Consider the following 26,882-nt stretch of genomic DNA (forward strand, 5'->3'; position numbering starts at 1 on the left):
GCAGTCCTCGTCGGTGATCGTTCTTCACCGGGGGTTCCACACGTGCCAGGCGCCAGGGCCGACGACCAACCGGGCGCCGGCGTGAACTGCAATGAAAGTGAATTATGGCTGTCGTAACCATGAAGCAGCTGCTGGACAGCGGCGCTCATTTCGGGCATCAGACCCGTCGTTGGAATCCGAAGATGAAGCGATTCATCTTCACCGATCGCAACGGCATCTACATCATCGACCTGCAGCAGACGCTGACGTACATCGACAAGGCGTACGAGTTCGTCAAGGAGACGGTTGCCCACGGCGGCACCATCCTCTTCGTCGGAACCAAGAAGCAGGCTCAGGAATCCATCGCCTCCGAATCGCTGCGCGTCGGCATGCCCTACGTGAACCAGCGCTGGCTCGGCGGCATGCTCACCAACTTCTCCACCGTGCACAAGCGTCTCCAGCGCCTCAAGGAGCTCGAGGCCATGGAGCAGACCGGCGGTTTCGAAGGTCGCACCAAGAAGGAAATCCTCATGCTCACGCGTGAGATGACCAAGCTGGATCGCACCCTCGGTGGTATCCGAGACATGTCGAAGGTCCCTTCGGCCATCTGGGTTGTCGACACCAACAAGGAGCACCTCGCGGTCTCCGAGGCTCGCAAGCTGAACATCCCGGTGATCGCCATCCTCGACACCAACTGCGATCCCGACCTCGTCGACTACCCGATCCCGGGTAACGATGACGCCATCCGCAGCGCCGCACTCCTCACCCGCGTCGTCGCTTCGGCGGTTGCCGAGGGCTTGCAGGCTCGCGCCGGCCAGAGTGCCGATGCCGACGCCAAGCCCGAAGGTGGCGCCACCGAGCCGCTGGCCGAATGGGAGCAGGAACTGCTCACCCAGGCGACCACACCGGCCGCAGGCACCGAGGAAGCTGCCCCGGCGCAGGCCGAAACCCCAGCGCAGGCCTGATCCCTCGGGCTTTCGCATCACCCCCGACACAATCGACAGGAGGCTCGCCCACCCATGGCGAATTACACCGCCGCTGACGTCAAGCGGCTCCGTGACCTCACCGGCGCGGGCATGCTCGACTGCAAGAACGCGCTGGCCAACAACGACGGCGATTTCGACAAGGCCGTCGAAGAACTGCGGATCAAGGGCGCCAAGGACGTCGGCAAGCGTGCCGAGCGGTCCACCGCTGAAGGTCTGATCGCCGCCAAAGACGGCGCGATGATCGAGATCAACTCCGAGACGGACTTCGTGGCCAAGAACGACGAGTTCCAGGCGCTGGCCGCTCAGGTTCTCGACGCTGCTGTCGCCGCCAAGACGTCCGACGTGGAGGCCCTCAAGGCCACCAGCGTCGGGGACAAGACGGTCGACGAGCTGATCCAGGAGCTCTCCGCCAAGATCGGCGAGAAGCTGGTCTTGAACCGGGTCTCGTACCACGAGGGCAATGTGGCGTCCTACCTGCACAAGCGGGCTTCGGATCTGCCGCCTGCCGTCGGCGTCCTGGTGGAGTACACCGGCGACACCCCCGAGGCTGCGGAAGCTGCTCGTGGAGCAGCCATGCAGGTTGCTGCGTTGCGCGCCAAGTACGCCTCGCGTGACGAGGTGCCCGAGGACGTGGTCGCTTCCGAGCGTCGCATCGCCGAGCAGACCGCTCGCGAGGAGGGCAAGCCCGAACAGGCACTGCCCAAGATCGTCGAAGGTCGGCTCAACGGGTTCTTCAAGGACGTCGTGCTGGTCGACCAGCCGTCGGTCCAGGAATCCAAGAAGACGGTCAAGGCCGTCCTCGACGAGGCAGGGGCACAGGTTGTGTCCTTCACTCGTTTCGAGGTCGGACAGGCCTGAGTTTTCATGAGAGAACCCCGTGCGAATCAATCGATTCGCCGGGGTTCTTTTGTGCTCGTTTAGGATTGGGCCGGACCCGGGACGCATCCCGGACCCGCCGGCACCAGCAGCCCGCCGCGCCCACAATCGCTCCATGGAGGAACGCCACATGACCGACGACGCCACAGCTCAACGCGCCGGGTTCAAACGGGTTGTCCTGAAGCTGGGCGGCGAGATGTTCGGCGGCGGCAAGGTCGGTCTCGACCCCGACGTCGTGTCCACCGTCGCCGACCAGATCGCCGAGGTGGTCGACACCGGTGTACAGGTGGCCGTGGTGATCGGCGGCGGAAACTTCTTCCGTGGCGCCGAACTACAGCAGCGGGGCCTCGAGCGCGCCCGGTCCGACTACATGGGCATGCTCGGCACCGTCATGAATTGCCTTGCGCTACAAGACTTCTTGGAGAAGCGCGGCGTCGTCACCCGAGTGCAGACAGCCATCACGATGGGGCAGGTCGCCGAACCGTACATTCCGTTGCGTGCCCAGCGGCACCTGGAGAAGGGCCGTGTCGTCATCTTCGGTGCCGGCATGGGAATGCCGTACTTCTCCACGGACACCACCGCTGCCCAACGCGCCCTCGAGATCAAGGCCGAGGTGGTTCTCATGGCCAAGGGCGTCGACGGCGTGTACTCCGCCGACCCCAGGATCGACCCGGACGCCACCCTGTACCGCGAGATCACCCACCGCGAGGTGCTCGAACAGGGCCTCAAGGTCGCCGACGCCACCGCATTCAGTCTCTGCATGGACAACCAGATGCCCATCCTGGTCTTCAACCTGCTCGAGCAGGGCAACATCGCCCGTGCGGTCGCAGGTGAGAAGATCGGAACACTGGTCAGCACCTGACCCGCGACTCGGCCCGCCCGTCGTCGCGGAGACGGGCCGGCCGCGGCACCACCACCACACGACAACGGAGGACACCATGATCGACGACGCGCTGCTCGACGCCGAGGAAAAAATGGAGAAGGCCGTCATTGTGGCCCGCGACGACATGGGTTCGGTCCGAACCGGTCGAGCGAACCCGGCGATGTTCAACCGCGTCACCATCGACTACTACGGTGCGCCCACCCCCATCACCCAGGTGTCGTCCATCAACACCCCGGAGCCGCGCATGGTGGTGATCAAGCCGTACGAGCAGTCGTCGCTGGGCCTGATCGAAACAGCGATCCGCAACTCCGACCTCGGTGTCAACCCGACCAACGACGGCAACATCATCCGGGTCGCCATTCCCCAGCTCACCGAGGAACGACGCCGTGAACTGGTCAAACAGGTCAAGTCCAAGGGTGAGGACGCCAAGGTGTCCATCCGTAACGTGCGCCGCAAAGCAGTCGATGAACTCAAACGCATCCAAAAAGACGGCGAAGCCGGTGAGGATGAGGTGACCCGGGCCGAAAAGGATCTGGACAAGACCACGTCGACGTACGTCGCGCAGGTCGACGAATTGGTCAAACACAAGGAAAGCGAACTGCTCGAGGTCTAGTCATCCGATGACGACTTCACGCAGTTCCAGGGGAGCAGGGCAGACGGTGACCGACACAGATCGGCCGCAGGACACACCAGGACCGCAGCCCAAGGGCTCCAGCTCGCGGGCCGGCCGGAACCTTCCGGCTGCCATCGGGGTCGGGGGCGCTCTGGGTGTGTCGCTGATCCTGATCCTCACCTTCGTCCCCGAGGTCTGGTTCCCGGTCGTGGCGGTGGCCATCGCGGTCGCCAGCTGGGAGGTCACCAAACGATTCCGAGATGCCGGTATCAAGGTCGCGCTGATCCCGATCCTCGTGGGCGGACAGGCGATCATCTGGGTGAGCTGGCCCTGGGGGATCACCGGATCAGTGGTGGCCTTCGCCGCGACGGTCCTGGTCTCGATGATCTGGAAACTGCTCTCGCAGGGATTACAGGCGGCGCCTCAGAACTACCTCCAGGACCTCGCCGGCACCACGTTGGTGCTCGCCTGGCTGCCGCTGATGGGTGCCTTCGGTGCCTCGATGGTGCTCGAAGAGCACGGTGCGGCAAGAGTCTTCACGCTGATGATCGTCGTCGCCTGTTCCGACATCGGCGGGTACGTGGCGGGAGTGACCTTCGGCCGGCACGCCATGGTTCCCGCAATCAGCCCGAAGAAGTCGTGGGAGGGCATGGCCGGGTCCATGCTGTTCGGCATCGTCGGTGCCGTCCTCACCGTCACCTACCTCGTCGACTCCCACTGGTGGATCGGACTGATCCTCGGGCCGGTGCTGGTCGTGTGCGCCACACTCGGCGACCTCGTGGAGTCACAGGTGAAGCGGGATCTCGGTATCAAGGACATGGGCACGCTGCTGCCAGGACACGGCGGGATCATGGACCGACTCGACTCGGTGCTGCCGTCGGCCTTCGTGGTGTGGGCCGTGCTGGGCGCGCTACTCTGACCGGTCACCGACCGCGGACTCAGCCGCGGTCGGTGGAATCCGGGTTCAGGGCCGAGCCTTCTTCACCGCCCGGCGAACCTGCAACATCCGAAGACTGCCGATGATCGCGGTGATGACGGCGCCGAGGATCGCCGCGACGAGCAGGCTCACACCGAGCGGCAGGTTCACACTCCAGAAGAAGAGATCGACCTGCTGTTTGTCGAGGTTCTGCAAGATGAAGATCAGCAGGACAAGAGTCACCAGGACACCGATGATGAGCCCGACCCAGGCTGCGCGGGTACGGGTGTGCTTCACGTCGTCGAGCGCTTTGCGCCGCTCTTCCTCACGGTGGTCGGCGGCGGGGACATCGCTGCCGGTGTAGTCCGGGGGAGGCGCGCTGCCGGTGGTTGCCGGGTCGTACGCGGGTTCCTGCGGGTAACCCTCGGGCTGTTGGTAAGTCATGTGTTCCATGGTGCGTCAGCGCGCACCGAACGACAATGACGGTGATCGAATTGGCATCATCACCGGGCCGAATTGGCTTCTGTGGCCCCAGTCCGTCACCCTTGTGTTATGACAAGTCCGCTGCCGCTGGTGTTCGACGCGCCCAAACGGGGCAAGCCGCCACAGCATCTGGCCGACCTCGATGCCGCCGGCCGGGTCGCAGCAGTGACAAAACTCGGCCTACCCAAGTTCCGGGCGGATCAGTTGGCTCGCCAGTACTACGCCCGCCTCAACGCCGACCCGGCCGAGATGACGGATCTGCCTGCGGCCATGCGTGAATCCGTCGGTCAGGCCTTGTTCCCGCAGCTGATGACAGTGGTTCGCCATATCGCCTGTGACGACAACACCACCCGCAAGACCCTGTGGCGACTTCATGACGGCACACTGCTCGAGTCGGTGTTGATGCGGTATTCCGATCGCACCACACTGTGCATCTCGAGTCAGGCCGGCTGTGGCATGGCCTGCCCGTTCTGTGCGACGGGTCAGGGCGGCCTCGACCGCAATCTCTCCACCGCAGAGATCGTCGACCAGGTGCGCGCCGCCGCCCGGTCCATGCGCGACGGGGAGCTCGGTGACCCCGGGCGTCTCTCCAACGTTGTCTTCATGGGAATGGGCGAACCGCTCGCGAACTACAAGCGGGTCATCGACGCCGTCCGGCGCATCACGTCACCGGCTCCCGAAGGCCTCGGGATCTCGCAGCGGTCGGTCACGGTGTCGACCGTGGGCCTTGCGCCCGCCATCCGGCGGATGGCCGACGAAGGACTGACCGTGACCCTCGCGGTGTCACTGCACACTCCCGACGACGAACTGCGCGACACCCTGGTTCCGGTGAACAACCGGTGGTCGGTGCGCGAGGTGCTCGACGCCGCCCGCTACTACGCGGACTCCACCGGTCGGCGGGTCTCGATCGAATACGCCCTCATCCGCGACATCAACGATCAGCCGTGGCGTGCCGACTTGCTCGGGGAGAAGCTGCGCAAGGCACTCGGACCCCTGGTACACGTCAATCTGATCCCCCTCAACCCGACGCCGGGCTCGAAGTGGGACGCGAGCCCCAAGCCCGTCGAGCGCGAGTTCGTGAGACGCGTGATCGCGCAGGGTGTTTCGTGTACGGTCCGCGACACCCGTGGCCAGGAGATCGCCGCGGCCTGCGGACAACTCGCCGCCGAAGAGCGCTGAGGCGCCGTTCACCCGGCCCGGTCTTCGGCCGGCGTCACGCACCATGTGTGCGGCATTCGCACGACAAGTGGCCCGCCGTACATCGGTCAGATGCTGTACTCGTCATACACGCCCGAACAAGTGAGACGAGACCATGACTTCCCAGGCGCCCATGACCACGGACCAATTCGCCGACCACGTGTTCGGTGCTCTACTCGGCGCCCAGCAGGTGCAGGCACTGTATCTGGGTGACCGGCTCGGCTGGTACGAACTGCTCGCGAAGGAAGGCCCGCTGACTCCGGCCGAATTGGCACAGCGATCCGGGACAGCCGAACGCTACGCCCGAGAGTGGCTCGAGCATCAGGCGGTGTCGGGCTACGTTGTCGTCGACATCGGGCCCGAGGTCACCCGATTCGCGCTGCCCGCAGAGTATTCCGAGGTTCTGGTGAACGGCGACAGCCTGTCGTACCTCGCCCCGCTGGCGCGGTTGTCGGTCGCCACGGGTAGTCAGATGTCGGAACTGCTGCAGGCCTATCGCAGTGGCGGCGGTGTGTCGTGGCAGCAACTCGGCGCCGATGCCCGCGAGGCGCAGTCGTACGCCAACCGACCGATGTACATGGGGCAGTTGACTTCTGAGTTCCTTCCGCAAATCCCCGATCTGCATGCGTTGTTGACCTCGGGTGCGCGTATCGCCGACCTGGGATGCGGTGAGGGATGGTCGTCGATCGCCCTCGCGGTGGGATATCCGAACGTCACAGTCGACGGCTACGACATCGACATGGACTCCGTGGCCGCCGCGCAGCGCAACGCTGCCGAGTACGGTGTGTCGGACCGCGTCACGGTGACCGTGGCCGATGCTCAGTCAGAACTGGATTCCGACAGCCACGATGCGGTCTTCGCCTTCGAGTGCGTGCACGACCTCTCGGACCCGGTGTCGTTCCTCGCGACGATGCGTCGAATAGCGAAACCCGGCGCGCCGATCATCGTGATGGATGAACGAACTGCTGACTCCTTCACCCCTGATGCCGGGCCGGTGGAACAACTGCTGTACGGGTTCTCGATCGGTTGCTGCCTCCCCGACAGCATGTCCGGCGGGGACAGCGCGGCCACCGGAACTGTGATGCGGACGTCCACGCTTGATGCCTACGCGCGGTCGGCAGGACTGGACGGGGCCTCCGTGCTCGACATCGACCATGACATCTTCCGGTTCTACCGGCTCCAATGACTTCAATCGGGTGATGCCACGGGACCACGCCGGCCGCGGTCAACCACCCAAGAGTCGCACGATGTCGGTCTGACCGAGGTTGCGTGCATTGGCCAGGGCAGTTCGTCCGTGCGCGTCCCGGATGTCGCGGTCCGCGCCCGCCGCGAGCAGGCGCGCCACGATGTCCTGGTACGGCGCCGAACCATCTCCGTAGACAACGGCTTCGAGAAGTGCAGTCCAGCCGGAGTAGTTGACGTGGTCGAGCGGAACCCCGGCGTCGATCAGCAACTGCACGGTGGTCGGATGCCCTTTCTCCGCTGCCGGGATCAGGGCGGTGCCCCCGAATCGGTTGAGCGACCGCACATCTGCGCCGTGGTCGAGGGTGAGGACGAGTATCTCGTCGAGGCCTTCGGCGCCCGCGTAGAGATACGCGGAATCGTCGAGATCGTCCTTGGCGTTGACGTCGGCGCCGGCGAGGATCAGTCGTCGCGCGGTCTCGACATCACCAGCCTTGGTGGCCGCGACCAAGGGTGTGCGTCCGTCGGCATCCCTGATCTCCAGTGCGGGATCGGGGCTGGGTGTCGACGCCGGCGGTGCCGTCGGGGGCGTTGTGGAGGTGACCGATGTACGTATGGTCGACGGCTCGGTGATGTCGGCGCGAGGGGGCTCGGACGTGGCGGTGCACGCAGCGCAAAGGAGGATCAGGCATCCCGCTGTGGCGGACAGTGTCCGTCGCAGGCGGGAGGGCGAGGACTCGACCGCGCCTACTTCTTGATCGCCCATTTTCTGCGGCTGAGGATCTCGCCGCGGATCAGGATGAAGGCAAGGAGCAAGGCGAAGCCGAGTAGGAAGAGGTCTTCGACGTGGCCTTCGTGATTTCCGATCATCATGACCAGCAGCGCCACGATCGAGACCCATCCGGCGATCTTGAAAGTCTTGAGACCTTCGCCGTGCCAGCCGAATCGGGCCGACGGCGCATCCGCGGGCTCGCGCTTGTACTCGACCTCAGTGCTGGCCACGGCTACTCCTGATGGTTGGGACCGACAGTTATTCCGCGTCAGCATATCGTGGGCGGTAGGGCCTCGGCCGACGTGGGGTTGGTCGCGTCGTGCCCCATCCCGGCGCCGTGTCCGCTGCGCCTCCGGTGACCCGGTGCCAGAATGAACGCCGTGCCGCTGGAAAATCATGTAAGCGCCGACTATCCGCGTGATCTGGTCGGATACGGCCGCACCCCACCGCATCCGCAGTGGCCAGGTGAGGCCAACATCGCCGTGCAATTTGTCCTCAATTATGAGGAGGGTTCGGAGAACAACGTCCTCGAGGGCGACCGTGGGAGTGAGACGTTCCTGTCGGAAATGGTTGGCGCGGAATCGTTTCCCAACCGGCACATGAGCATGGAGTCGTTGTACGAGTACGGTTCGCGGGCCGGCCTGTGGCGAATACTCCGCGTATTCGACCGCCGCGAACTGCCCCTGACCATCTTCGCCGTCGCACAAGCCATGGCGCGCAATCCCGAGGCCGTCGCTGCTTTTCTCGAACGGGGCGACGAGATCGCTTCACACGGCTTGCGCTGGCTCAGCTATCAGATGGTCGACCCCGACATCGAACGTGCCCACATGGCCGAAGCCGTCGAGATCCTCACGGAACTGACCGGGACCGCGCCGCTCGGCTGGTACACCGGCCGTGATTCGCCCAACACCCGTCGGCTGGTCGTCGAGCACGGCGGCTTCCTGTACGACTCCGACAGTTATGCCGATGACCTCCCGTACTGGGACAAGGTGACCGTCCCGGGTCGCGACCCCGGTACCGGAGACCGCACCGTTGATCATCTTGTTGTGCCGTACACCCTCGACACCAACGACATGAAGTTCTCCTCACCCGCCGGCTTTCCCTCGGGCGACCAGTTCTTCGCCCACCTGCGCGATGCTTTCGACGTTCTCTACGCCGAGGGTGAGGCGGGGGCCCCGAAGATGTTGTCGATCGGGTTGCACTGCCGCTTGGCGGGCCGCCCGGCTCGCACGGCAGCCCTGGAGCGTTTTCTCGACCACGTGCAGTCGCATGACAAGGTGTGGATCGCCCGGCGGGTCGACATCGCTCGCCACTGGGCCGAGCGACATCCGGCGCCGGGAGCCGGCGGGTGACAGGTCCCCGCTCGTCGAGGTGGTCGCGCGGGTAGTAGGGGATCGATCACACTGGGTGGGTGACCACACGCGTTCTCATCCTCGGTAGCACCGGATCGATCGGTACGCAGGCGCTGGAGGTGATCTCAGCCAACCGGGACCGATTCGCGGTGGCCGGCCTCGGCGCCGGTGGCGGCAACGTCGACCTGCTCGCGAAGCAGATCAGTCAGTGGCAGCTCCCCGGCTCGGCGGTTGCCGTCGCCGATCCCGATGCGGCCGCACGCGTCGAGTCCGTCACCGGGACGACCGGCGTGCTGTCGGGGCCCGATGCCATGAGCGACCTGGTCGAGGCCACCGGGGCAGACGTGGTGCTCAACGCCGTGGTCGGATCACTCGGACTCAGGCCGACGCTGACGGCGCTGCGATCCGGTGCCCGATTGGCGCTGGCCAACAAGGAGTCGCTCGTCGCCGGGGGAGCGTTGGTGCTGGCCGCGGCCGGGCCGGATCAGATCGTGCCCGTCGACAGCGAACACTCCGCCATCGCGCAATGCCTACGGGCCGGTACGGCTGCCGAGGTCGACCGACTGGTGCTCACCGCGTCCGGCGGGCCGTTCTTCGGCTGGGACGCCGCAGCACTGGAGGACGTGACCCCCGAGCAGGCCGGTAAGCATCCGACCTGGTCGATGGGACCGATGATCACCCTCAACTCGGCGACCCTGGTGAACAAGGCGCTGGAGGTGATCGAGGCCCATCTGCTGTTCGGGGTTCCATACGAACGCATCGACGTGACGGTTCACCGCCAGTCGATCGTGCATTCCATGGTCACGTTCATCGACGGCGCCACGGTCGCCAAGGCGTCACCTCCGTCGATGAAGCTGCCGATCGCCCTCGCCCTGGGCTGGCCGGACCGCATCGCGGGGGCGTCGACGCCGTGCGACTTCTCATCCGCCGCGACGTGGACCTTCGAACCGGTCGACAACGCGGTGTTCCCGGCCATCGATCTCGCCCGTCACGCCGGAACGCGTGGGGGATCGCTGACGGCGGTGTTCAACGCCGCCAATGAAGCAGCTGCCGACGGGTTCTTCGCAGGTGCCATCACCTTCCCCCGGATAGTGGGGATCATCGAGGAGGTGCTTGCAGCTGCGGATCAGTGGACCGAGGACCCAGGTACGGTGGATGACGTCCTGGCGGCCGATGCCTGGGCGCGTGAACGCGCTCGTGTGCTCGTCGCCGGTGTGCACCGTTAGCAGGGTTCTGAGAAGGGTAAGTAGCGGCCGATGATGTTTGCTCTGGGCGTGGTGCTCTTTGCACTCGGGTTGCTGGCGTCGATCGCCTGGCACGAGTGCGGTCACATGTGGGCTGCACAGCGCACCGGAATGTATGTTCGGCGCTACTTCGTCGGTTTCGGCCCGACCCTCTGGTCGACGCGACGGGGCGAGACCGAATACGGGATCAAGGCGATACCGAATACGGGATCAAGGCGATACCCCTCGGCGGCTTCTGTGACATCGCGGGCATGACCACCCACGATGAACTCGCACCCAAGGACGAACCCCGTGCGATGTACCGCCAGAAGTCGTGGAAGCGGGTTGTGGTGCTGCTCGCCGGTCCGGTGCAGAACCTGATCCTGGGGTTTGTGCTGATCGTGATCATGGCGCTCGCCTGGGGGCTGCCCAACCTCGCCGAAAACGCGCCGGCCAAGGTCGGGGCTGTGACCTGCGTCGCTGATGTGTTGCCGAATGGAGACACCGGATCGTGCGACGGCAAGCCCGCGGGTCCCGCTCAGCAGGCCGGTCTCGTGCCCGGCGACGTGATCGTGGCCGCCAACGGTGAGAAGATCGCCGACTACTCCGACTTGAGCGTGATCCTGCAGAAGGCGACCGAACCCGTCACGTTGATCGTGGATCGCGCGGGCCAGGAAGTCGAAATCGCCGTCACACCGCAGCCCGTTCAGGTTCCGGTGTCGGATGGAAACGGTGCAACGCGAACGGAAACCGTTGGCAGAGTGGGGATCACCTACGATCTCCCTCCCGCCTTCGAACATCCGTCGGTCGCGGGCGCCGTCCCGGCATCCCTGGAGTTCACCGGCGATCTGATGGCGAGGACCTGGGATTCGCTGCTGTCGCTGCCCTCGAAGGTGGGTGCTCTGTGGACCTCGGTGACCGGAGGGGAACGAGCCGCCGACACCCCCGTCAGCGTCTACGGCGCCTCGGTCATCGGCGGGGATGCGGCCGACCAGGGTTACTGGTGGTTCTTCATCTTCTTGTTGGCAAGTATCAACTTCTTCTTGGCCCTGTTCAATTTGGTTCCGCTATTACCCTTGGATGGTGGGCACATCGCGATAGTGGGCTACGAGAAGGTGCGTGACTTGCTGCGCCGCTCTCGTGGACTCGCCGCCGGTGCGCCTGTGGACTACTTGAAGCTCATGCCCGCGACGTATGTGGTGCTGGTGATCATGGGCGGATACATGGCGCTCACCCTGACCGCCGACATCATCAATCCGATCAAGGCGTTCTAGACCATCCGAAAACAGTTACAGATCAGGAAGTGACCCCGATGAGTGCAGATGCAACCGCGATCGGTCTGGGAATGCCTGCCGCACCGCCGCCGGTTCTCGCACCGCGCCGCAAGACGCGGCAGCTACAGGTGGGCACGGTGCCCGTCGGCAGCGACCACCCCGTGTCGGTGCAGTCTATGACCACCACCAAGACCCACGACATCAATGCGACTCTGCAGCAGATCGCCGAACTGACCGCGTCGGGGTGTGACATCGTCCGGGTGGCGTGCCCGCGTCCCGAGGATGCCGAGGCGCTGCCGGCCATCGCCAGGAAGTCGCAGATCCCGGTGATCGCCGATATCCACTTCCAGCCCAAGTACATCTTCGCCGCGATCGACGCCGGGTGTGCTGCGGTGCGGGTCAACCCGGGCAACATCAAGGAGTTCGACGGCCGGGTCAAGGAGGTCGCGAAGGCTGCCGGAGATGCCGGGATCCCGATCCGTATCGGCGTCAACGCCGGATCACTCGACCCGCGCCTGCTCCAGAAGTACGGCAAGGCGACGCCGGAGGCGCTGGTGGAATCAGCGCTCTGGGAGGCGAGCCTCTTCGAAGAGCACGGCTTCGGCGACATCAAGATTTCGGTCAAGCACAACGACCCGGTGATCATGGTGGAGGCCTACCGCCAGCTGGCCGCCGCCTGCGACTACCCCCTCCATCTCGGTGTCACCGAGGCCGGACCGGCTTTCCAGGGCACGATCAAGTCGGCCGTGGCCTTCGGCGCCCTGCTCGCCGAAGGGATCGGCGACACGATCCGGGTGTCGCTGTCGGCGCCACCGGTCGAGGAGATCAAGGTCGGCAACCAGATCCTGCAATCGCTCAACCTGCGCCCTCGCAAGCTCGAGATCGTCTCCTGCCCGTCCTGTGGACGTGCGCAGGTCGACGTGTACAAACTCGCCGACGAAGTGAGTGCCGGACTCGAAGGTATGGAGATCCCACTGCGGGTGGCCGTCATGGGCTGCGTGGTGAACGGTCCGGGAGAAGCACGCGAGGCCGATCTCGGCGTCGCTTCCGGAAACGGTCGCGGCCAGATCTTCGTCAAGGGTGAGGTCATCAAGACCGTTCCCGAGGCCCAGATCGTGGAAACGCTCATCGAAGAAGCGATGCGAATCGCCGAAGCGGCAGGCGAATCCGGTGACGCGGCAGGTGCCGGCGCACCGATTGTCACGGTGAGCTGACTTGGCACCGAGCGGGCTGGCAGAATGGCGACGTACGCTCTCGTACGCCCGTTACTAACCTGGGAGCCGCGGTGCTGAAGCTGTTGGGTGACCGTCCGCTCGGCGAGCGGGACTTCGACGCGGTCAGCCAGGCTCTCGCCCTCGATCCGGTGTCGTCGTGCATGGTCGCGGCACGGGTGGAAGACCACGGCATCAATCCGCGAGCGTTGGGCGGGGAGCTGTGGAGCAACGGACAGCCGGTCGACTCGTTGTGTTTCTCCGGAGCCAATCTCGTTCCGCTGCTCGGTACCGCCGACGATGTGCGCACCTTCGCCGAGCGGGCCATCCGCAATCCGCGGGCCTGTTCATCGATCGTCGGACCGGCCGAGCTCGTGATGCCCTTCTGGGAAATCGCCCGTGAACACTGGGGTCCCGCCCGCGAAATCCGTTGCAGCCAGCCGCTTCTGGCTCTGGGCACCGAGCCTGCGATCCGTGCGGACCCCTTCGTGCGACGGGTGCGACTGGACGAGATCGATGCATACCTACCTGCCGCGGTCGAGATGTTCGTGGGCGAAGTGGGCATCGACCCCTGCGCGGGAGACGGCGGACGGTCCTACCGCCGCCGCATCGCCGGCCTGATCAACGCAGGCCGCGCATACGCGAAGTTCGAACGCGGCGAAGTCGTCTTCAAGGCCGAGGTCGGTGCGATGTCACGTCGGGTCGGGCAGATCCAAGGTGTGTGGGTTGCCCCCCACCGTCGGGGTACTGGTCTCGGAGCTACGGGCACCGCTGCCGTTGTCGAAGCCATCGTGGCTGCCGGCCGGACCGCCAGCTTGTACGTCAACTCGTTCAACACGCCTGCGCGCGAGGCGTATCGGAAAGTCGGCATGCACGAGGTGGGGACGTTCGCGACAGTGTTGGTGGACTGACCGACCGCAATCGGTGGGGTCGTTCATGTCTCGCCTGCGTGGCAACCGGGTTGCAGAGCCGCGCGCAAATACGATGACCGGTGATGATCCGATCAATTCACCTGTGGCCCGTTCGACTCCTCGGGATCGCCCTTGTGGTGGTCTTCGGGGTCGCGTCGGCAGGTTGTGCAGGTGATGACAACGGACCGGGCGCTGCAGCGCAACGATTCCTGAATGCTTTCGCCGATCACGACGGCAGCCGCGCCGGAGCCCTGACCGACGATCCCGAGTCGGCGGTGTCCGCGATCGACGCGACCTGGAAGGGCTTGTCCGCCACCGAGATGTCGGCCGACACCGGGCAGGTGAAGGTCACCGGGGACACGGCCACGGTCGCAACCGATTACACGTGGGAACTGCCCGGCGGGCGCACCTGGGAGTACCGGGCCACCGTTCAGATGTCCCGCAGTGATGCGGGCTGGCAGGTTCGCTGGGTGCCGTCGAACGTTCATCCGAAACTCGGTGGGAATCAGACGATGCAACTGCGCACGCTCGAGGCCCAGCGCGCAGCGGTCCGCGAGAGCGACGGCACCAATGTGCTGGTACCCGGCACTGTGTACGACGTCCGGTTCGATGCCGCGGTGGCCGCTGATTCCGGCGCGGTCGTGTCCACCGCGACGGCGTTGGCGACTGTCCTCGGTCGGTTTGCTCCGATGTCCGCGCAGGCCATCGCCGAGCAGGCAACCGGGCTGGGTGGTGAATACTCGGTGATCACGCTGAGTCAGCGTGATTTCGATCAAGTCCGTGACCAGCTCGCGGGTCTGCCCGGGGTGTCGACGGTCGACCAGGCAGACCTCGTCGCCTCGGACCCGAAGTTCGCCCCGGCGCTGCTCACCCAGGTGAAGAAAGAAGTGTCCAAGGATCTCGAGGGCAAGGCCGGCTGGCGTGTGGTGTCGGTCAACCCGAACGGACTCGATGCCGATGTGCTGGCCGAGACCGCCCCGGCCCCGGCTCCGTCGGTGCAGATCAGCTTGTCCCGCGAAGTGCAGGAAGCGGCGCAGCGCGCGGTGGACCAGCGCACAGATTTCCAGGTGGCCATGGTCGCCATCCAGCCGTCCACGGGGCGCATTCTTGCGATCGCCCAGAACGAGCTGGCCGACCAGGACGGCCAGATCGCGACCATCGGCCTCTATCCGCCCGGCTCGACGTTCAAGGTGGTCACCTCCGCAGCTGCGATCAGCACCGGGCTCGCCCAGCCATCGACCATGGTCGGGTGCCCCAGTGAGGTCACCATCGGCGAACGCAGCGTTCCGAACTACAACGGTTTCGGTCTCGGCACGGTCCCGATGCAAACCGCTTTTGCCCGGTCGTGCAACACCACCTTCGCCAAACTGGCCAGCGAGATGGGTCCCTCTGATCTGACGCGGACCGCCGCATCTCTCGGTATCGGTCCCGAGTATCACGTGGTCGGCCTGCCGACGGAGAGCGGGTCGGTCCCGATCGCGCCCGAACTCGTGCAGCGCACGGAAGACGGGTTCGGCCAGGGCAAGGTGCTCACCAGTCCGTTCGGCCTGGCGATGGTGGCAGCCACGGTGGCACGCGGTTCGACACCGATCCCGTCGCTGATCGTCGGCCGCGACACCACCATCTCGGGGCCTCACCCGGCAATGGACCCCGCCGTGGTCACGAAGTTGCGCCCGATGATGCGCGAAGTGATCTCGTCAGGCACCGCATTGCGCATGCAGGATCTCGGTGAGGTGTTCGGCAAGACCGGTGAAGCCGAGGTCGCGGCGGGTTCGCACGCCTGGTTCGCCGGCTACCGCGGTGACCTGGCCTGGGCCACATTGGTGGTGCTCGGCGGCAGCTCGGACAACGCGGTGGCCGTCACGCACGAGTTCTTGGCGGCACTGCAGCCCCGTTGAACGGCTCGAGCTGGTCCGGGCGGTAGTGAGCCTTGTAAAAGACATCGTGCCAATATTTTTTGCCGATTCCGGCACGTGGTGGAACCAAAACTGAGAAGCTCTCGTCAGATTCCTAGTCGGATCGGCGGGGCACTTGAGGGGGGTACCCCGCCGATCCGTTTGTTCGACCCAGTGTGGCCCGATCTGGGGCAGTTCGATCCGGGACCACGAGGAATTGGCCGGTGTCGGGGTGGATCCATGTCAGCACCGGATGTTCGTACACCTCACTGAGCAGGGCGGCCGTCATCACCTCGCGTGTTGGCCCGGCGGCCACCATCGTGCCGCCCTTCATCACGAGCACCCGGTCCGCATACGCCGCCGCAAGCGACAGGTCGTGCACCACGATCAGGACTGCGCCGCCGTCATGGCGCCGTTCGCTCAGTATCGTTAGCAACCGTTCCTGGTGATGGATGTCCAAGGCCGCGGTCGGTTCGTCGAGCATCAAGATCGGTGTCTGCTGAGCCAGTGCGCGAGCCAGCGCAACCCGGGCCTGCTGCCCACCGGACAGTTGGCTGAACGGCCGATCGCGCACCTTCAGCAGGTCGCACTGCGTCAGTGCCGCCTCCACCACTGCTGCGGACTGCGCCGCCCGTTCGGTCCTGGACCACGGAAAACGGCCCATCTCAACCACTTCGTGCACCAGAAACGGGTTGTCTTCACGGTGTGACTGCGTCACCAGGGCCCGCCGTCGCGCCAGCTCGACGGGGGAGAGTGACCCGAGGTCAGCGCCTGCCACCGTGACCGACCCCGCGGCCAGGGGACGCAGACCCGCCAGGCCCGACAACAGTGTCGACTTCCCGCAGCCGTTCGGGCCCACCAGCGCAACGATTTCGCCCGTGCCGAGTTCGAGGTCCACATCGGTCACGATGGGACGGCCACCGATGGCGACGTGTACGTCGCGTGCGATGAGAGCCTGCCCGGGCGTCGACTCCGTCACCAGCCGACTCCGGTGTGACGGCTGCGACGCAGCAGCAGAAAGAACACAGGCCCACCGATCAGGGACGTGAGCATCCCCAGCGGAAGGTCGGCGCCGGTCATCAGTGTCCGGGCGCCCAGATCGGCGGCGCACACGACGATCGCCCCGCCGATGACGCTGGCGGGGAGCAGGATCACGTGCCGCGGCCCGACGATCAACCGCATCAGGTGGGGCACAACCAATCCGACGAACATCACGATCCCGGTGAAAGCGACGGCCGCAGCGGTGAGCACCGCGACCAGCAGGATGGCAATGCGCCGAACGGTTTCCACCCGGACGCCCAGGGCGGCGGCCTGAATCTCGCCCAGCGACAACAGGTCCAGCCTGCGGACCAGCAGCAGGCTCACGGCGATGGCAGCAGTCGCCACCGGCAACACCACCCACACCGGACGCCAGCCGACACCTTGGAGCGACCCCAGCTGCCAGAAGACGATCTGTTCGCGGTCGTTGGTATCGGCGAGGAAGGTCAGGAAGGCGATGATCCCCGAGGCGAACGCGTTGACGGCAATGCCGATGAGTATCAACATGATCGGCGACGACGATCCATCTCGCATCGACAGGGTGTAGACCACGGCCACGGTGATCAATGCGCTGATGAACGCGGCGCCGGCCAGCCCCCACACACTCGCCCAGACCCCGCCCGACACGATGGCCAGGCAGGCGCCGACCGCGGCGCCGGCCGACACCCCGATGACGCCGGGCTCGGCGAGTGGGTTGGCCAGGACGCCCTGGAGTAGACAGCCTGCGCAGGCGAGGGTCGCCCCGACGAGCAGACCCATCACGATGCGGGGAAACCGTACGGTCCACAAGGTTTCTTCCCCATTGGGGGAACTCGGCATCGGCCCGATGTCGAGGCCCAGGTGATGCATCACCGAGCCGAACACCTCGGCGGGCGGGATGTACACCTGGCCACTGGCAGCCGACCACCCGACCAAGACGACAAGCAGCGCCAGCATGAGGGCGATCACGAGGGAATTGCGGGAGAAGACAACCCGTTTGGTGCTGCTGGCGGTCGGTATCTGCTCGCGAAGTGCCTTCACACGTAGATCGCTTCGGCCAGTGCCGCGAGCACCCGCCCGGTGTCGGGACCGAAGGTCAGGATCTCGGCCTGGTCCATCTGCACCACACGCCGATTGCGCCCGGCGTCGGTCTGGGCGAGGCCCGGCAACTGCAGCACCTTGTCGATACCGCCGACCGATTCCGCTCCCTGCGTCATCACCAGGATGACCGCGGGATCGGCGTTGATCATCGCCTCCGCGTCGACGGTGGTGAAAGAGGAGGTCAACCCGGCCGCAGTGCCGGCATCGACGCCACCGATCGCCTCGATCAGATCGTCGGCGCCCGAGCCGGGTCCGGCCAGGAGCTTGAACCTCTCACCGCGCAGGTACAGAAACGCCATCTTCGACCCATGCGCCCGTTCGGGCACCGACGCCCGTGCCGACTCGATCTCCGCGTCGGTGCGGGCGGCAAGGGCCCGCCCCTGATCGGGCACGCCCAGCGCTCCGGCCACCGCATTGATGAGCGGGCCGGTCGAGGCGATGGTGCGGTCCTTGGCGAACACCACGACCGTGATCCCCGCGGCGCGCAGTTGATCGATGGTCCCCGGCGGATTCACCGACTCGTCGATGAGCACCACACTGGGATCGGCGGCCAAGACCGCTTCGATGTTGACCGAGTGTCCGCTGTCGGTGATGAGAGGAAGCTGCCCCGCCCCGGGGATGACGGTGGACCGGTCACGTGCGACCACTCGTTCACCGAGCCCGAGGGAGAACACGATGTTCGCCAGGGTGCCCGAGCGATCGATCGCGATGATGCGGCTCGCGTCGGCGACCGTGACCCGTCCGCCGCCCACCGAATCCACGGTCACCGGCAACACGGGAACGGGGTTGTCGGCAATCGGTTCGACGTCCGGGCCCTCGAGTGCGGCCGTCTGCGGACCGGACCGCAGGATGTCGTCCTGCACCGTCGAACTGTTCGCCGAGTCGGTGATCGGCGCCGTGGAACAAGCTCCCATCAGCACGCCGACGATCATGATCAGCGCAGCGACGACAGGTGCAGTTCTTCCACCGGAAGACCGGTTGTTGACCATCGTCGCACTCCATCCCAACACAGTGTGAGCCTTACCTTACTTAGGGCGATACGGCTGTGATCGTGCGGGGGACAGCCGCAGGTTAGGCTGGATACATGCCAGTTCGTGCCGCCCTGACCCCCGGCGAGATCTCGCCCACTCTGTCCGTGCCGTCGTTCATCCCGCGCCCTGAGTATGTGTGGAAATCGACCGTGAACGAAGGCCAGGAGCCGTGGGTTCAGACACCCGAGACCATCGAGAAGATGCGGGTCGCGAGCAAGATCGCGGCCAACGCTCTGGCCGAGGCGGGTAAGGCCGTGGCCCCCGGGGTCACCACGGATGAGCTGGACCGGATCGCCCACGCGTACATGATCGACCACGGCGCGTACCCGTCGACGCTGGGCTACAAGGGTTTTCCCAAGTCGTGCTGCACCTCGCTCAACGAGGTGATCTGCCACGGGATCCCGGACTCGACCGTCGTCCAGGACGGCGACATCGTCAACATCGACGTCACGGCCTACATCGACGGGGTGCACGGCGACACCAATGCCACGTTCCTCGCCGGTGATGTCGCTCCGGAGGTGGTCGATCTCGTCGACCGCACCCGCGAGGCGACGAACAGGGCGATCAAGGCAGTGCGTCCGGGCCGGGAACTGAACGTGATCGGGCGGGTCATCGAATCGTACGCAAACCGCTTCGGCTACAACGTGGTCCGCGACTTCACCGGCCACGGGATCGGTGAGACGTTCCACAACGGTCTGGTGATCCTGCACTACGACCAGCCCAACATCGAGACGCTGATCGAACCCGGGATGGTGTTCACCATCGAGCCGATGATCAATCTCGGCGCCCTCGAATACGAGATCTGGGACGACGGCTGGACCGTCGCCACGGCAGACCGCAAATGGACCGCGCAGTTCGAGCACACCCTGGTGGTCACCGACACCGGGACGGAGATCTTGACCCTCCCGGACGCCTGACCTGTGGCGCACCCGGACCTTCGTCCATGAAAGGCGCCCTGCTGGTCGCGGGCACCAGTTCCGACGCCGGTAAGAGTCTGATCGTCGCCGGGTTGTGTCGTGCGCTTCATCGTTCGGGTGTGTCGGTGGCGCCGTTCAAGGCGCAGAACATGTCGAACAACTCGGTTGTCACGCTCGACGGGGGTGAGATCGGGCGAGCACAGGCAATGCAGGCTGCGGCCTGCGGGCTGGCACCGTCGGTGCGTTTCAACCCGGTTCTCCTCAAGCCCGGTAGCGACCGGCGCTCGCAGGTTGTGGTCCGTGGACAGGCAGACGGGTTCGTCGGTGCCGTGGACTACCACAGTCGCAGAGCTGCTCTGGCCGGTGTCGTGGGGAACGAATTGCGTTCACTGCGCGACGATTTCGATGTCGTGATCTGTGAGGGCGCGGGGTCACCCGCCGAAATCAACCTTCGTGAATCCGACATCGCCAACATGGGTCTGGCCGAGATGGGTGACCTGCCGGTGATCGTGGTCGGCGACATCGATCGCGGTGGTGTCCTGGCTCATCTGCTCGGAACGCTGGCGTCGCTCGGGGCGGCCGACCAGGCGCGCATCGCAGGGTTCGTGATCAACAAGTTCCGCGGCGACCGATCGATATTGGAGCCGGGTCTCGAGCAACTCCACGCCCTCACCGGCCGGCCGACCATCGGCGTCATCCCGTTCGCCGAGGGTCTGTGGCTCGACGCCGAGGACTCGCTGGCCAGCGTGGTCGGGCACCCCGTGGGGCGATCTGCTCCGGCTGTGGGCACGGACCGGTTGTCGGTGGCGGCGATACGTCTGCCCCGGATATCCAACTCCACCGACGTCGAGGCACTGGCGTGCGAGCCGGGAGTGGACGTGCGGTGGGTGGACGACCCCGCGAGCGTTGCCGTTGCCGATCTCGTGGTGATCCCCGGCAGCAAGGCAACGGTGTCTGATCTGAAGTGGTTGCGTGCCAGAGGAATCGACTCGGCGTTGATCGCCCGCGCCAGCGCTGGACGGCCCGTCCTGGGGATCTGCGGCGGCTATCAGATGCTGGGCAGATCGATCACCGACGACGTGGAAGGTCACGCGGGAGAAGTCGCCGGCCTGGGAATCTTCACCCTCGACATCGTCTTCGGCGAGCACAAGGTGCTCCGACAGGTGAGGGGCTCGGCATGGGGACATCCGGTGACCGGCTATGAGATACACCACGGGCGAGTGGTCGCCTCCGGAGATGACGCATTGCTGATCGATGCGGAGGGGGGCGGTGAGGGCAGTGTGCGTGGAGCTGTTGTGGGCACCCACTGGCACGGGTTGCTGGCATCGGACGAGTTCCGACGTGACTATCTCCGCCGGGTGGCCGGGCACGTCGGACGTTCCGGCTTTGTGGCCGGGGAGGTGTCCTTCGAACAGGCCAGGATGTCGCAGCTCGATCTGATCGCCGACCTGGTGGAAACCGAACTCGACATGGAGTTCATCGCCGACGTGGTCACCGCTGGGCCGACGCCGGGGTTGCCGACGCTCACGGCCACGCTGAGTTGACCCGATCGTCGTACCCGGACACGTAGGCTGACCGGGTGAGTATCGAACACCGCACCCTCACCGTGGGCGACCTGCAGTTCGACGTCAGGATCGGTGGGCCGGACAAGGCGCCGTCAGTGCTGTTGCTGCACGGATTCCCCACCACCGGAGCCTGTTTCGACGGCGTCGTCGGACGGCTGCACGATTCGGGCCTGCGCACGATCGTGCCGGACCAACGCGGGTACAGCCCCGGAGCCCGGCCCGACGACATCGCAGCCTACGAACTACGGCACCTGGCCGCCGACGCCATCGGCATCCTCGACGCCCTGGGCATCGGGTACACGATGGTGGTGGGACACGACTTCGGGTCGCTCGTGGCGTGGCATCTGGCCGGACACCATCCGGATCGGGTGACCGGGCTCGTCGCGGTCAGCGTGGGCCACCCGTCGGCGATCTCGACGTCCCTGGCCGCGAGCGATCAGCGTGAACGGTCGTCGTACATCCTGGACTTCGTCAAGCCCGACGCAGAGGACACCATGCTCGCCGACGACGCGAGAATGCTGCGAGAGCTGGTTCCCGACGACAGCGTGCTGCCCCTGACCGAGCGTCCCGCGCTGACAGCGGCGCTGAATTGGTACCGCGCGAACTTCACCGGCGACATCAAGGCGCACCTGTCGTGCCCGCCGATCGAAGCCCCCACGACGATGCTCTGGGGCGACCAGGATTTCGCGCTGGGGCGCGAGCAGGCAGAGGGGAGTGGTCGATACGTCTACTCCGACTACCGGTTCGCTGCTCTCGAAGGCGTCGACCACTGGGTGCCGCAGAACGCGGCGGCCGCGCTCGCGAGCGAGGTCGCGTTGCGTTCAGCGGTGTGGTGATCTTCCTCGTCTGGTGACCGGGCCCAGACCCCTCAGACCTCGAGACCGAGGAGTGCGTTCTCGAGGACTTCCGGCATGGCGGGGTGGATCCAGTACTGACCGCGGGCCATGTTCTTGACGTCGAGACCGAACGACATGGCCTGGATGACGGGCTGGATGACCGACGGCGCCTGCGGGCCGATGATATGCGCGCCCAGGATGCGTCCGGTGCCCTTCTCGGCGATCACCTTGCACAGACCGGTGAGGTCCTCCATCGCCCAGCCGTACGCCACATCGCCGTAGTTCTGCACCTTGACGGTGATGTCGAGGCCGGCCTGTACCGCGTCGTCCTCGGTCAATCCGACCGACGCGATCTGCGGGTGGGTGAACACCGCGGCCGGCACGAACCGGTGATCGAAGGATTCGAGTTCGGTGCCGTCCCAGTCGCGCAGGAGGTTGGCCTGCACCACCCGACCTTCGTGGTTGGCGACGTGCTTGAGCTGGTACTTCGAGGTGACGTCGCCCACAGCCCACACGTTCCGGGCCGCGGTGCGCCCGTAGGCGTCTCGGCAGACGCGGCCCTCGGAGTCGATGTCGACGCCGATCGTGTCAAGCGCCAGCCTGTCGCCGTTGGGAATTCGGCCGACAGCGACCAAGAGGGCATCTCCGGTGATGACGGTGTCGTCGGCGAGCTGCACCCGGACGTCGCCGGAATCCGCCTGCTCGACACTGTGGATCGCGGACTCGAAGTGCACATCCCATGCAGCCGAGGCGATTTCGGTGAACCTGCGGGAGATGTCGGCGTCCTGCGCGCGCAGGAGAGCGTTACTGCGGGCGATGATCGACACCTTCGAACCCAGCGCGCCGAACACGTGGGCGAACTCGGCCGCGATGTACCCACTGCCGATGATGATGAGGTGCCTGGGCAGCTCGGGTAGACGCATCACGTCTTCGTTGGTGTGGAAGTTCACCCCGCTCTCGGCGACCACGTCCGGGATGGCCGGCCTCGATCCGGCGGCCAGCACCACCTTGGTTGCGACGACCTCGTCTCCGGCAGCTGTGCGCAGCCGATACCGGCCGTCGTTGGTGACCCCGTCGAACTCGACGTGAGTGGTGTAGACGGTGATGTTGGAGCAGTCCTCGACGCGGTAGCGCTTACCGCCCGCCGAGATCGGATCGATTCTTCCGAAGACGCGATTCACGATGCCCGGCCAGTCGACCTTCTCCACCGAGCCCGTGACACCGAGACGCTCCCCCTCCCGGATGGTCTGGGCGATCTCCGCGGCGTAGACGAACATCTTGGTGGGGATGCAGCCGACGTTCAGGCAGGTTCCGCCGTAGATGCTCTCCTCGAAGATCGCGATCTCCTGATCGGCGAACCTCTCGTCGGGGATCGAGTTGCCGGTTCCCGAACCGATGATCGCCAGGTCCACCTCGTGCACGCGTGGATGGCCGTTGGTCGTTGTCGATTCAGCCATGGATGACACCTCGTATCCGGTCGTTGTTGCTCGAAAGCCAGTGGTCGAGTTCGGAATAGGCGGTGTCGCGTACCCCGGTGCGCGACAGGAAGACGTCGTGGCGGGCGCCCTCGACGGGGACAACGCTCACCCGGCCACCGAGGCAACCGGACCATTTGGCGATCTGACGGACGTCGAGGACTCCGTCTGCCGAGTCGATGTCTGCGACACTGCCGTCGGCCTCGGGCCCGCTGAGGGTCGTCTTGGTCGAGTGCAGTACCAGCGAGGGAACGCCGATGTCGAGTCCGCGGTGCAATCTGGCCTGCCCCTGACGGACCGCGCTGAGGAAACCGAACGTGACCGGATAGCCCTGCAGGGGTTTGTAATTGAGGTCGTACTCCCACTCGCCGTGCACGCTGTGGTGCAGACTCTCGCCGTAGGCGCCGGAGATGTTGCGGGGTATGGCAGCCAGGGGGCGTACCCGGGCGACGCCGTTGATCAGCGCGGTCCCGGCCGTCCGAAGGATCGGTGCGCCTTGCAGGTCGAACCACGGCGAGTTCAGTACAAGCCCGCGTGGGCGAGCCGAAACCAGGGGATCGAGGGCCGTCGGCCTGTCGAGTGCTCGCAGCCGATCGAGCCATAGCGCGGTGATCAGGCCTCCGGTGGAGTGCGCGGCCACCAGGAGCGGAACCCCGTCGGTGTCGGCGTTGATCTCCGCGACGGCGAGGTCGAGCTCGAAGTCGTAGGCGGCCAGGTCGGTGATGTGATGAGGGGTCTGCCCCGGTCGCTGCGAACGTCCGCACTTGCGCAGATCCAACGCGTAGAAGGCGTACCCGCGCTGAGCGAAGAACTCGGCTAGCGGTCGTTGGAAGAAGTAATCGGTGAAGCCGTGGACGTACAGCACCGCACCGGTCACCGGACCGGACGGCTCGTGGCGGACGAGGGTGGCGGTTATCTCACCTTCACCGTCGGGGTCGTTGCCGAGGTCGAAGGTCGATGCCGAGAAGTCGGGGCCGAGTACATCGGGCTGCCAGCGGGAAGGGGCCACAATCGTTCACTGTAGATGTGCGCGCGGCCATGGGGAGTGTGCCCGAGGCAACTGCCGACCGCGTTGCAATGACCGCACCCGCATGAGAGACAATGGAACACATCCGAAAGTTCGCCGAATCAGGAAGTTGAGCCGGAGTGTCTGAGTCAGCAAACCCGCGCGACGGCGGAGTCATCACAACCGACATCGTGCTGGTGGGCGCCGGAATCATGAGCGCCACGCTGGGCGCGTTGATCCACCGGCTGCAGCCGGACTGGTCGATCAGTGTGTTCGAGCGCCTCGACGCGGCTGCCGCCGAGAGCAGCGATCCGTGGAACAACGCCGGTACCGGACACTCCGCGCTCTGTGAATTGAATTACACGCCGCAGACAGCTGATGGCGACGTCGACATCACCAAGGCACTGCACATCAACGAGCAGTTTCAGGTCTCGCGCCAATTCTGGGCGAACTCGGTGGAATCAGGTGTGCTGCGGCGCCCCGAGGAGTTCATCAACCCGATCCCGCACGTGAGCTTCGTGCACGGTGAATCGAACATCGACTACCTGCGTAAGCGCTACGACAAGCTGGCGGGCGAGACCCTGTTCAAGGGGATGGAGTACATCACCGACCCCGTGGAGTTCACCAAGCGTCTGCCGCTGATGTCGGCAGGTCGCGATTTCGCGGATCCGGTAGCGCTCAACTGGTTCGACGGCGGAACCGACGTCGACTTCGGCGCTCTCACCCAGCAGTTGCTCGGCTACATCGGTCACGCCGGCACGGTGAACTTCGGTCACGCGGTCACCAACCTGAAGAAGCAATCCGACGGCACCTGGATCCTGAAGGTCAAGAACCTCCGGACCAAGGAAACCAGCACGGTCAAAGCAGGTTTCGTTTTCATCGGTGCGGGCGGCGGCGCCCTGCATCTGCTGCAGAAGTCGGGAATCAAGGAAGCAAAGGGATTCGGCGGCTTCCCAGTGAGCGGCGCGTTCTTCCGCTGCACCAACCCCGATCTGATCGACGACCACGGCGCGAAGGTGTACGGCAAGGCAGCAGTCGGTGCGCCACCGATGTCGGTGCCCCACCTCGACACCCGCGTGATCAACGGCAAGGCAGGACTGCTCTTCGGACCGTATGCCGGGTGGTCACCCAAGTTCCTCAAGGAGGGCAAGATCACCGATCTGCCCGCCTCGATCAAACCGGGCAACCTCCTGCCGATGATGTCGATCGCGCCGAAGGAGTTCGGCCTGCTGAAGTACCTGATCAGTGAGCTCGCCGCCGGGCCGGGGGATCGGGTCGAGACGTTGTCCGAGTTCGTGCCGAGGGCCCAGGGCGAAGACTGGGAGCTCATCGTCGCCGGCCAGCGCGTGCAGGTCATCCGCAAGCAGGGGCGCGGCGGAGTGCTCGAGTTCGGGACCGCGGTCATCGCGGCCGAGGACGGAAGCATCGCAGGCTTGCTGGGCGCGTCGCCCGGTGCGTCCACCGCAGTCCCGGCGATGCTTGATGTGTTGCAGCGTTGCTTCCCGAAGCACTACGAGGCGTGGCAGCCGCAGCTGTCCGACATGATCCCTTCGCTGGGCCACAAACTGAACGACAATCCCCGTCTCTTCGAGCAGATCTGGGACCACACGTCCAAGGTTCTCGGACTGCAGAACACGGTCGAGACGACGCCGAATGAGCGTGGCGCTCATCTGGCGACACCGAGCACCGTGTGATAGGCACTTGCATATGACCGCCACCGCGAGCCTGCACCGCAGCTGGGCCCAAGACATCGAGATGTCGACCCTCTACAAGATCCTGCAGCTGCGAGTGGAGGTGTTCGTCGTCGAGCAGTCGTGCCCGTATCTCGACCTCGACGGGCGTGATCTCGATCCGGACACGAGGCATCTGTGGCTCGAAGAAGACGGCGAGATCATCAGCACCCTGCGACTGCTCGAAGAGCACGAAGGCGGCAAGTCCTACCGGATCGGCCGCCTGTGCACCGACCGCGCGCACCGAGGTCAGGGCCACACCACCCGCCTGCTGCAGACGGCTCTGGCAGACGTCGGTTCGGACCTCTGCCGCATCCATGCGCAGACCTACCTCATCGACATGTACGCCAAGCACGGATTCGTCGTCGACGGCGAGGAGCATCTGCTCGACGGCGTCCCACACGTGCCGATGGTTCGTGGCGGCGGACATCGCTGACGGTGTGAAAGACCC

The 26,882-nt window shown here is 65.5% G+C and carries 25 protein-coding genes and 1 pseudogene; 18 read left to right on the forward strand and 8 right to left on the reverse strand.

What is annotated here, in order from left to right; translation table 11 throughout:
* Positions 1-104 precede the first annotated feature (104 nt).
* The 5 genes from rpsB to KXR83_RS09215 all read left to right on the forward strand — a co-directional run bounded on the left by rpsB (position 105) and on the right by KXR83_RS09215 (position 4,256).
* Positions 105-944: a 30S ribosomal protein S2 gene (rpsB, locus tag KXR83_RS09195; protein ID WP_030163598.1), complete on the forward strand. Its 840-nt coding sequence runs from the start codon at positions 105-107 to the stop codon at positions 942-944.
* Between the two features lie 54 nt (positions 945-998).
* On the forward strand, positions 999-1,823 hold the full coding sequence (gene tsf / locus KXR83_RS09200) for a translation elongation factor Ts (protein WP_023963953.1): 825 nt from the start codon (positions 999-1,001) through the stop codon (positions 1,821-1,823).
* 148 nt (positions 1,824-1,971) lie between these two features.
* A complete protein-coding gene (pyrH, locus tag KXR83_RS09205; protein ID WP_023963951.1) occupies positions 1,972-2,703 on the forward strand; it encodes a UMP kinase in 732 nt (243 codons plus the stop codon).
* Positions 2,704-2,779: 76 nt separating this feature from the next.
* On the forward strand, positions 2,780-3,337 hold the full coding sequence (frr, locus tag KXR83_RS09210) for a ribosome recycling factor (RefSeq protein ID WP_023963949.1): 558 nt from the start codon (positions 2,780-2,782) through the stop codon (positions 3,335-3,337).
* Positions 3,338-3,344: 7 nt separating this feature from the next.
* Positions 3,345-4,256 carry a phosphatidate cytidylyltransferase gene (locus KXR83_RS09215; protein ID WP_437424593.1) on the forward strand — a complete coding sequence of 304 codons (912 nt, stop codon included), beginning with the start codon at positions 3,345-3,347 and terminating at the stop codon, positions 4,254-4,256.
* A gap of 45 nt (positions 4,257-4,301) precedes the next feature.
* Here KXR83_RS09215 and KXR83_RS09220 read toward each other — a convergent pair whose 3' ends face one another.
* Entirely contained in the window at positions 4,302-4,697 is a 396-nt protein-coding gene (locus tag KXR83_RS09220) for a LapA family protein (protein WP_223249449.1), read from the reverse strand.
* A gap of 108 nt (positions 4,698-4,805) precedes the next feature.
* Between KXR83_RS09220 and rlmN the strand changes: the two genes are divergently transcribed.
* On the forward strand, positions 4,806-5,915 hold the full coding sequence (rlmN, locus tag KXR83_RS09225) for a 23S rRNA (adenine(2503)-C(2))-methyltransferase RlmN (RefSeq protein ID WP_062797782.1): 1,110 nt from the start codon (positions 4,806-4,808) through the stop codon (positions 5,913-5,915).
* Positions 5,916-6,066: 151 nt separating this feature from the next.
* On the forward strand, positions 6,067-7,119 hold the full coding sequence (locus KXR83_RS09230) for a class I SAM-dependent methyltransferase (RefSeq protein ID WP_437424594.1): 1,053 nt from the start codon (positions 6,067-6,069) through the stop codon (positions 7,117-7,119).
* 39 nt (positions 7,120-7,158) lie between these two features.
* Here the strand turns inward: KXR83_RS09230 and KXR83_RS09235 are convergent, their stop codons facing one another.
* Together KXR83_RS09235 and KXR83_RS09240 are read right to left on the reverse strand one after the other, a co-directional pair.
* On the reverse strand, positions 7,159-7,881 hold the full coding sequence (locus KXR83_RS09235) for an ankyrin repeat domain-containing protein (RefSeq protein ID WP_437424595.1): 723 nt from the start codon (positions 7,879-7,881) through the stop codon (positions 7,159-7,161).
* Positions 7,863-8,117: a DUF2631 domain-containing protein gene (locus KXR83_RS09240; RefSeq protein ID WP_023963937.1), complete on the reverse strand. Its 255-nt coding sequence runs from the start codon at positions 8,115-8,117 to the stop codon at positions 7,863-7,865. The genes KXR83_RS09235 and KXR83_RS09240 overlap by 19 nt, the downstream gene beginning before the upstream one ends.
* Before the next feature lie 150 nt (positions 8,118-8,267).
* Between KXR83_RS09240 and puuE the strand changes: the two genes are divergently transcribed.
* The 6 genes and pseudogenes from puuE (at position 8,268) to KXR83_RS09270 (ending at position 15,756) form a co-directional block, all read left to right on the forward strand.
* Positions 8,268-9,239 carry an allantoinase PuuE gene (puuE, locus tag KXR83_RS09245; RefSeq protein WP_437424596.1) on the forward strand — a complete coding sequence of 324 codons (972 nt, stop codon included), beginning with the start codon at positions 8,268-8,270 and terminating at the stop codon, positions 9,237-9,239.
* Positions 9,240-9,298: 59 nt separating this feature from the next.
* The gene (gene dxr, locus KXR83_RS09250) at positions 9,299-10,465 is read left to right on the forward strand and encodes a 1-deoxy-D-xylulose-5-phosphate reductoisomerase (protein ID WP_437424597.1); all 1,167 of its coding nucleotides are present in this window, start codon (positions 9,299-9,301) and stop codon (positions 10,463-10,465) included.
* 30 nt (positions 10,466-10,495) lie between these two features.
* A pseudogene (locus KXR83_RS09255) lies at positions 10,496-11,736 on the forward strand (M50 family metallopeptidase).
* A gap of 38 nt (positions 11,737-11,774) precedes the next feature.
* The gene (gene ispG, locus KXR83_RS09260; protein WP_023963929.1) at positions 11,775-12,950 is read left to right on the forward strand and encodes a flavodoxin-dependent (E)-4-hydroxy-3-methylbut-2-enyl-diphosphate synthase; all 1,176 of its coding nucleotides are present in this window, start codon (positions 11,775-11,777) and stop codon (positions 12,948-12,950) included.
* A gap of 71 nt (positions 12,951-13,021) precedes the next feature.
* Positions 13,022-13,858 carry a GNAT family N-acetyltransferase gene (locus KXR83_RS09265; protein WP_437424598.1) on the forward strand — a complete coding sequence of 279 codons (837 nt, stop codon included), beginning with the start codon at positions 13,022-13,024 and terminating at the stop codon, positions 13,856-13,858.
* A gap of 83 nt (positions 13,859-13,941) precedes the next feature.
* Positions 13,942-15,756: a penicillin-binding transpeptidase domain-containing protein gene (locus tag KXR83_RS09270; protein WP_437424599.1), complete on the forward strand. Its 1,815-nt coding sequence runs from the start codon at positions 13,942-13,944 to the stop codon at positions 15,754-15,756.
* A 112-nt stretch (positions 15,757-15,868) separates the two neighbouring features.
* Here KXR83_RS09270 and KXR83_RS09275 read toward each other — a convergent pair whose 3' ends face one another.
* The 3 genes from KXR83_RS09275 to KXR83_RS09285 form a co-directional block, all read right to left on the reverse strand.
* Entirely contained in the window at positions 15,869-16,732 is an 864-nt protein-coding gene (locus KXR83_RS09275) for a heme ABC transporter ATP-binding protein (protein WP_437424600.1), read from the reverse strand.
* A complete protein-coding gene (locus KXR83_RS09280) occupies positions 16,729-17,727 on the reverse strand; it encodes a FecCD family ABC transporter permease (RefSeq protein WP_437424933.1) in 999 nt (332 codons plus the stop codon). The genes KXR83_RS09275 and KXR83_RS09280 overlap by 4 nt, the downstream gene beginning before the upstream one ends.
* An 80-nt stretch (positions 17,728-17,807) precedes the next feature.
* On the reverse strand, positions 17,808-18,860 hold the full coding sequence (locus KXR83_RS09285) for a heme/hemin ABC transporter substrate-binding protein (protein ID WP_437424601.1): 1,053 nt from the start codon (positions 18,858-18,860) through the stop codon (positions 17,808-17,810).
* 95 nt (positions 18,861-18,955) lie between these two features.
* Here KXR83_RS09285 and map point away from each other — a divergent pair, with 95 nt between their 5' ends.
* From map to KXR83_RS09300, 3 genes are read left to right on the forward strand one after another with little or no spacing between them, the layout of a single operon-like run.
* Positions 18,956-19,819 carry a type I methionyl aminopeptidase gene (gene map / locus KXR83_RS09290; RefSeq protein WP_437424602.1) on the forward strand — a complete coding sequence of 288 codons (864 nt, stop codon included), beginning with the start codon at positions 18,956-18,958 and terminating at the stop codon, positions 19,817-19,819.
* A gap of 26 nt (positions 19,820-19,845) precedes the next feature.
* A complete protein-coding gene (locus KXR83_RS09295) occupies positions 19,846-21,363 on the forward strand; it encodes a cobyric acid synthase (protein WP_437424603.1) in 1,518 nt (505 codons plus the stop codon).
* Positions 21,364-21,398: 35 nt separating this feature from the next.
* The gene (locus KXR83_RS09300; protein WP_437424604.1) at positions 21,399-22,220 is read left to right on the forward strand and encodes an alpha/beta fold hydrolase; all 822 of its coding nucleotides are present in this window, start codon (positions 21,399-21,401) and stop codon (positions 22,218-22,220) included.
* Between the two features lie 32 nt (positions 22,221-22,252).
* Here KXR83_RS09300 and mtr read toward each other — a convergent pair whose 3' ends face one another.
* Together mtr and KXR83_RS09310 are read right to left on the reverse strand one after the other, a co-directional pair.
* Positions 22,253-23,677 carry a mycothione reductase gene (mtr, locus tag KXR83_RS09305; protein WP_437424605.1) on the reverse strand — a complete coding sequence of 475 codons (1,425 nt, stop codon included), beginning with the start codon at positions 23,675-23,677 and terminating at the stop codon, positions 22,253-22,255.
* The gene (locus KXR83_RS09310; protein ID WP_437424606.1) at positions 23,670-24,704 is read right to left on the reverse strand and encodes an alpha/beta hydrolase; all 1,035 of its coding nucleotides are present in this window, start codon (positions 24,702-24,704) and stop codon (positions 23,670-23,672) included. The genes mtr and KXR83_RS09310 overlap by 8 nt, the downstream gene beginning before the upstream one ends.
* A gap of 137 nt (positions 24,705-24,841) precedes the next feature.
* Here KXR83_RS09310 and mqo point away from each other — a divergent pair, with 137 nt between their 5' ends.
* A complete protein-coding gene (gene mqo, locus KXR83_RS09315; RefSeq protein WP_437424607.1) occupies positions 24,842-26,395 on the forward strand; it encodes a malate dehydrogenase (quinone) in 1,554 nt (517 codons plus the stop codon).
* Between the two features lie 13 nt (positions 26,396-26,408).
* Complete coding sequence (locus KXR83_RS09320) at positions 26,409-26,867, forward strand: GNAT family N-acetyltransferase (RefSeq protein ID WP_023963909.1); 459 nt, start codon at positions 26,409-26,411, stop codon at positions 26,865-26,867.
* Positions 26,868-26,882 lie beyond the last annotated feature (15 nt).

It is taken from the genome of Williamsia muralis (assembly GCF_051487485.1).
Lineage (GTDB): Bacteria > Actinomycetota > Actinomycetes > Mycobacteriales > Mycobacteriaceae > Williamsia > Williamsia muralis_B.

What these genes read in the sequence shown, in the direction of transcription:
- rpsB (WP_030163598.1), top strand. Translation starts at nt 105, where the DNA reads ATGGCTGTCGTAACCATGAAGCAGCTGCTGGACAGCGGCGCTCATTTC.
- tsf (WP_023963953.1), top strand. Translation starts at nt 999, where the DNA reads ATGGCGAATTACACCGCCGCTGACGTCAAGCGGCTCCGTGACCTCACC.
- pyrH (WP_023963951.1), top strand. Translation starts at nt 1,972, where the DNA reads ATGACCGACGACGCCACAGCTCAACGCGCCGGGTTCAAACGGGTTGTC.
- frr (WP_023963949.1), top strand. Translation starts at nt 2,780, where the DNA reads ATGATCGACGACGCGCTGCTCGACGCCGAGGAAAAAATGGAGAAGGCC.
- KXR83_RS09215 (WP_437424593.1), top strand. Translation starts at nt 3,345, where the DNA reads ATGACGACTTCACGCAGTTCCAGGGGAGCAGGGCAGACGGTGACCGAC.
- KXR83_RS09220 (WP_223249449.1), bottom strand. Translation starts at nt 4,697, where the DNA reads ATGACTTACCAACAGCCCGAGGGTTACCCGCAGGAACCCGCGTACGAC.
- rlmN (WP_062797782.1), top strand. Translation starts at nt 4,806, where the DNA reads ATGACAAGTCCGCTGCCGCTGGTGTTCGACGCGCCCAAACGGGGCAAG.
- KXR83_RS09230 (WP_437424594.1), top strand. Translation starts at nt 6,067, where the DNA reads ATGACCACGGACCAATTCGCCGACCACGTGTTCGGTGCTCTACTCGGC.
- KXR83_RS09235 (WP_437424595.1), bottom strand. Translation starts at nt 7,881, where the DNA reads ATGGGCGATCAAGAAGTAGGCGCGGTCGAGTCCTCGCCCTCCCGCCTG.
- ispG (WP_023963929.1), top strand. Translation starts at nt 11,775, where the DNA reads ATGAGTGCAGATGCAACCGCGATCGGTCTGGGAATGCCTGCCGCACCG.
- KXR83_RS09270 (WP_437424599.1), top strand. Translation starts at nt 13,942, where the DNA reads ATGATCCGATCAATTCACCTGTGGCCCGTTCGACTCCTCGGGATCGCC.
- KXR83_RS09280 (WP_437424933.1), bottom strand. Translation starts at nt 17,727, where the DNA reads ATGCTGGCGCTGCTTGTCGTCTTGGTCGGGTGGTCGGCTGCCAGTGGC.
- KXR83_RS09285 (WP_437424601.1), bottom strand. Translation starts at nt 18,860, where the DNA reads ATGGTCAACAACCGGTCTTCCGGTGGAAGAACTGCACCTGTCGTCGCT.
- map (WP_437424602.1), top strand. Translation starts at nt 18,956, where the DNA reads ATGCCAGTTCGTGCCGCCCTGACCCCCGGCGAGATCTCGCCCACTCTG.
- KXR83_RS09295 (WP_437424603.1), top strand. Translation starts at nt 19,846, where the DNA reads ATGAAAGGCGCCCTGCTGGTCGCGGGCACCAGTTCCGACGCCGGTAAG.
- mtr (WP_437424605.1), bottom strand. Translation starts at nt 23,677, where the DNA reads ATGGCTGAATCGACAACGACCAACGGCCATCCACGCGTGCACGAGGTG.
- KXR83_RS09320 (WP_023963909.1), top strand. Translation starts at nt 26,409, where the DNA reads ATGACCGCCACCGCGAGCCTGCACCGCAGCTGGGCCCAAGACATCGAG.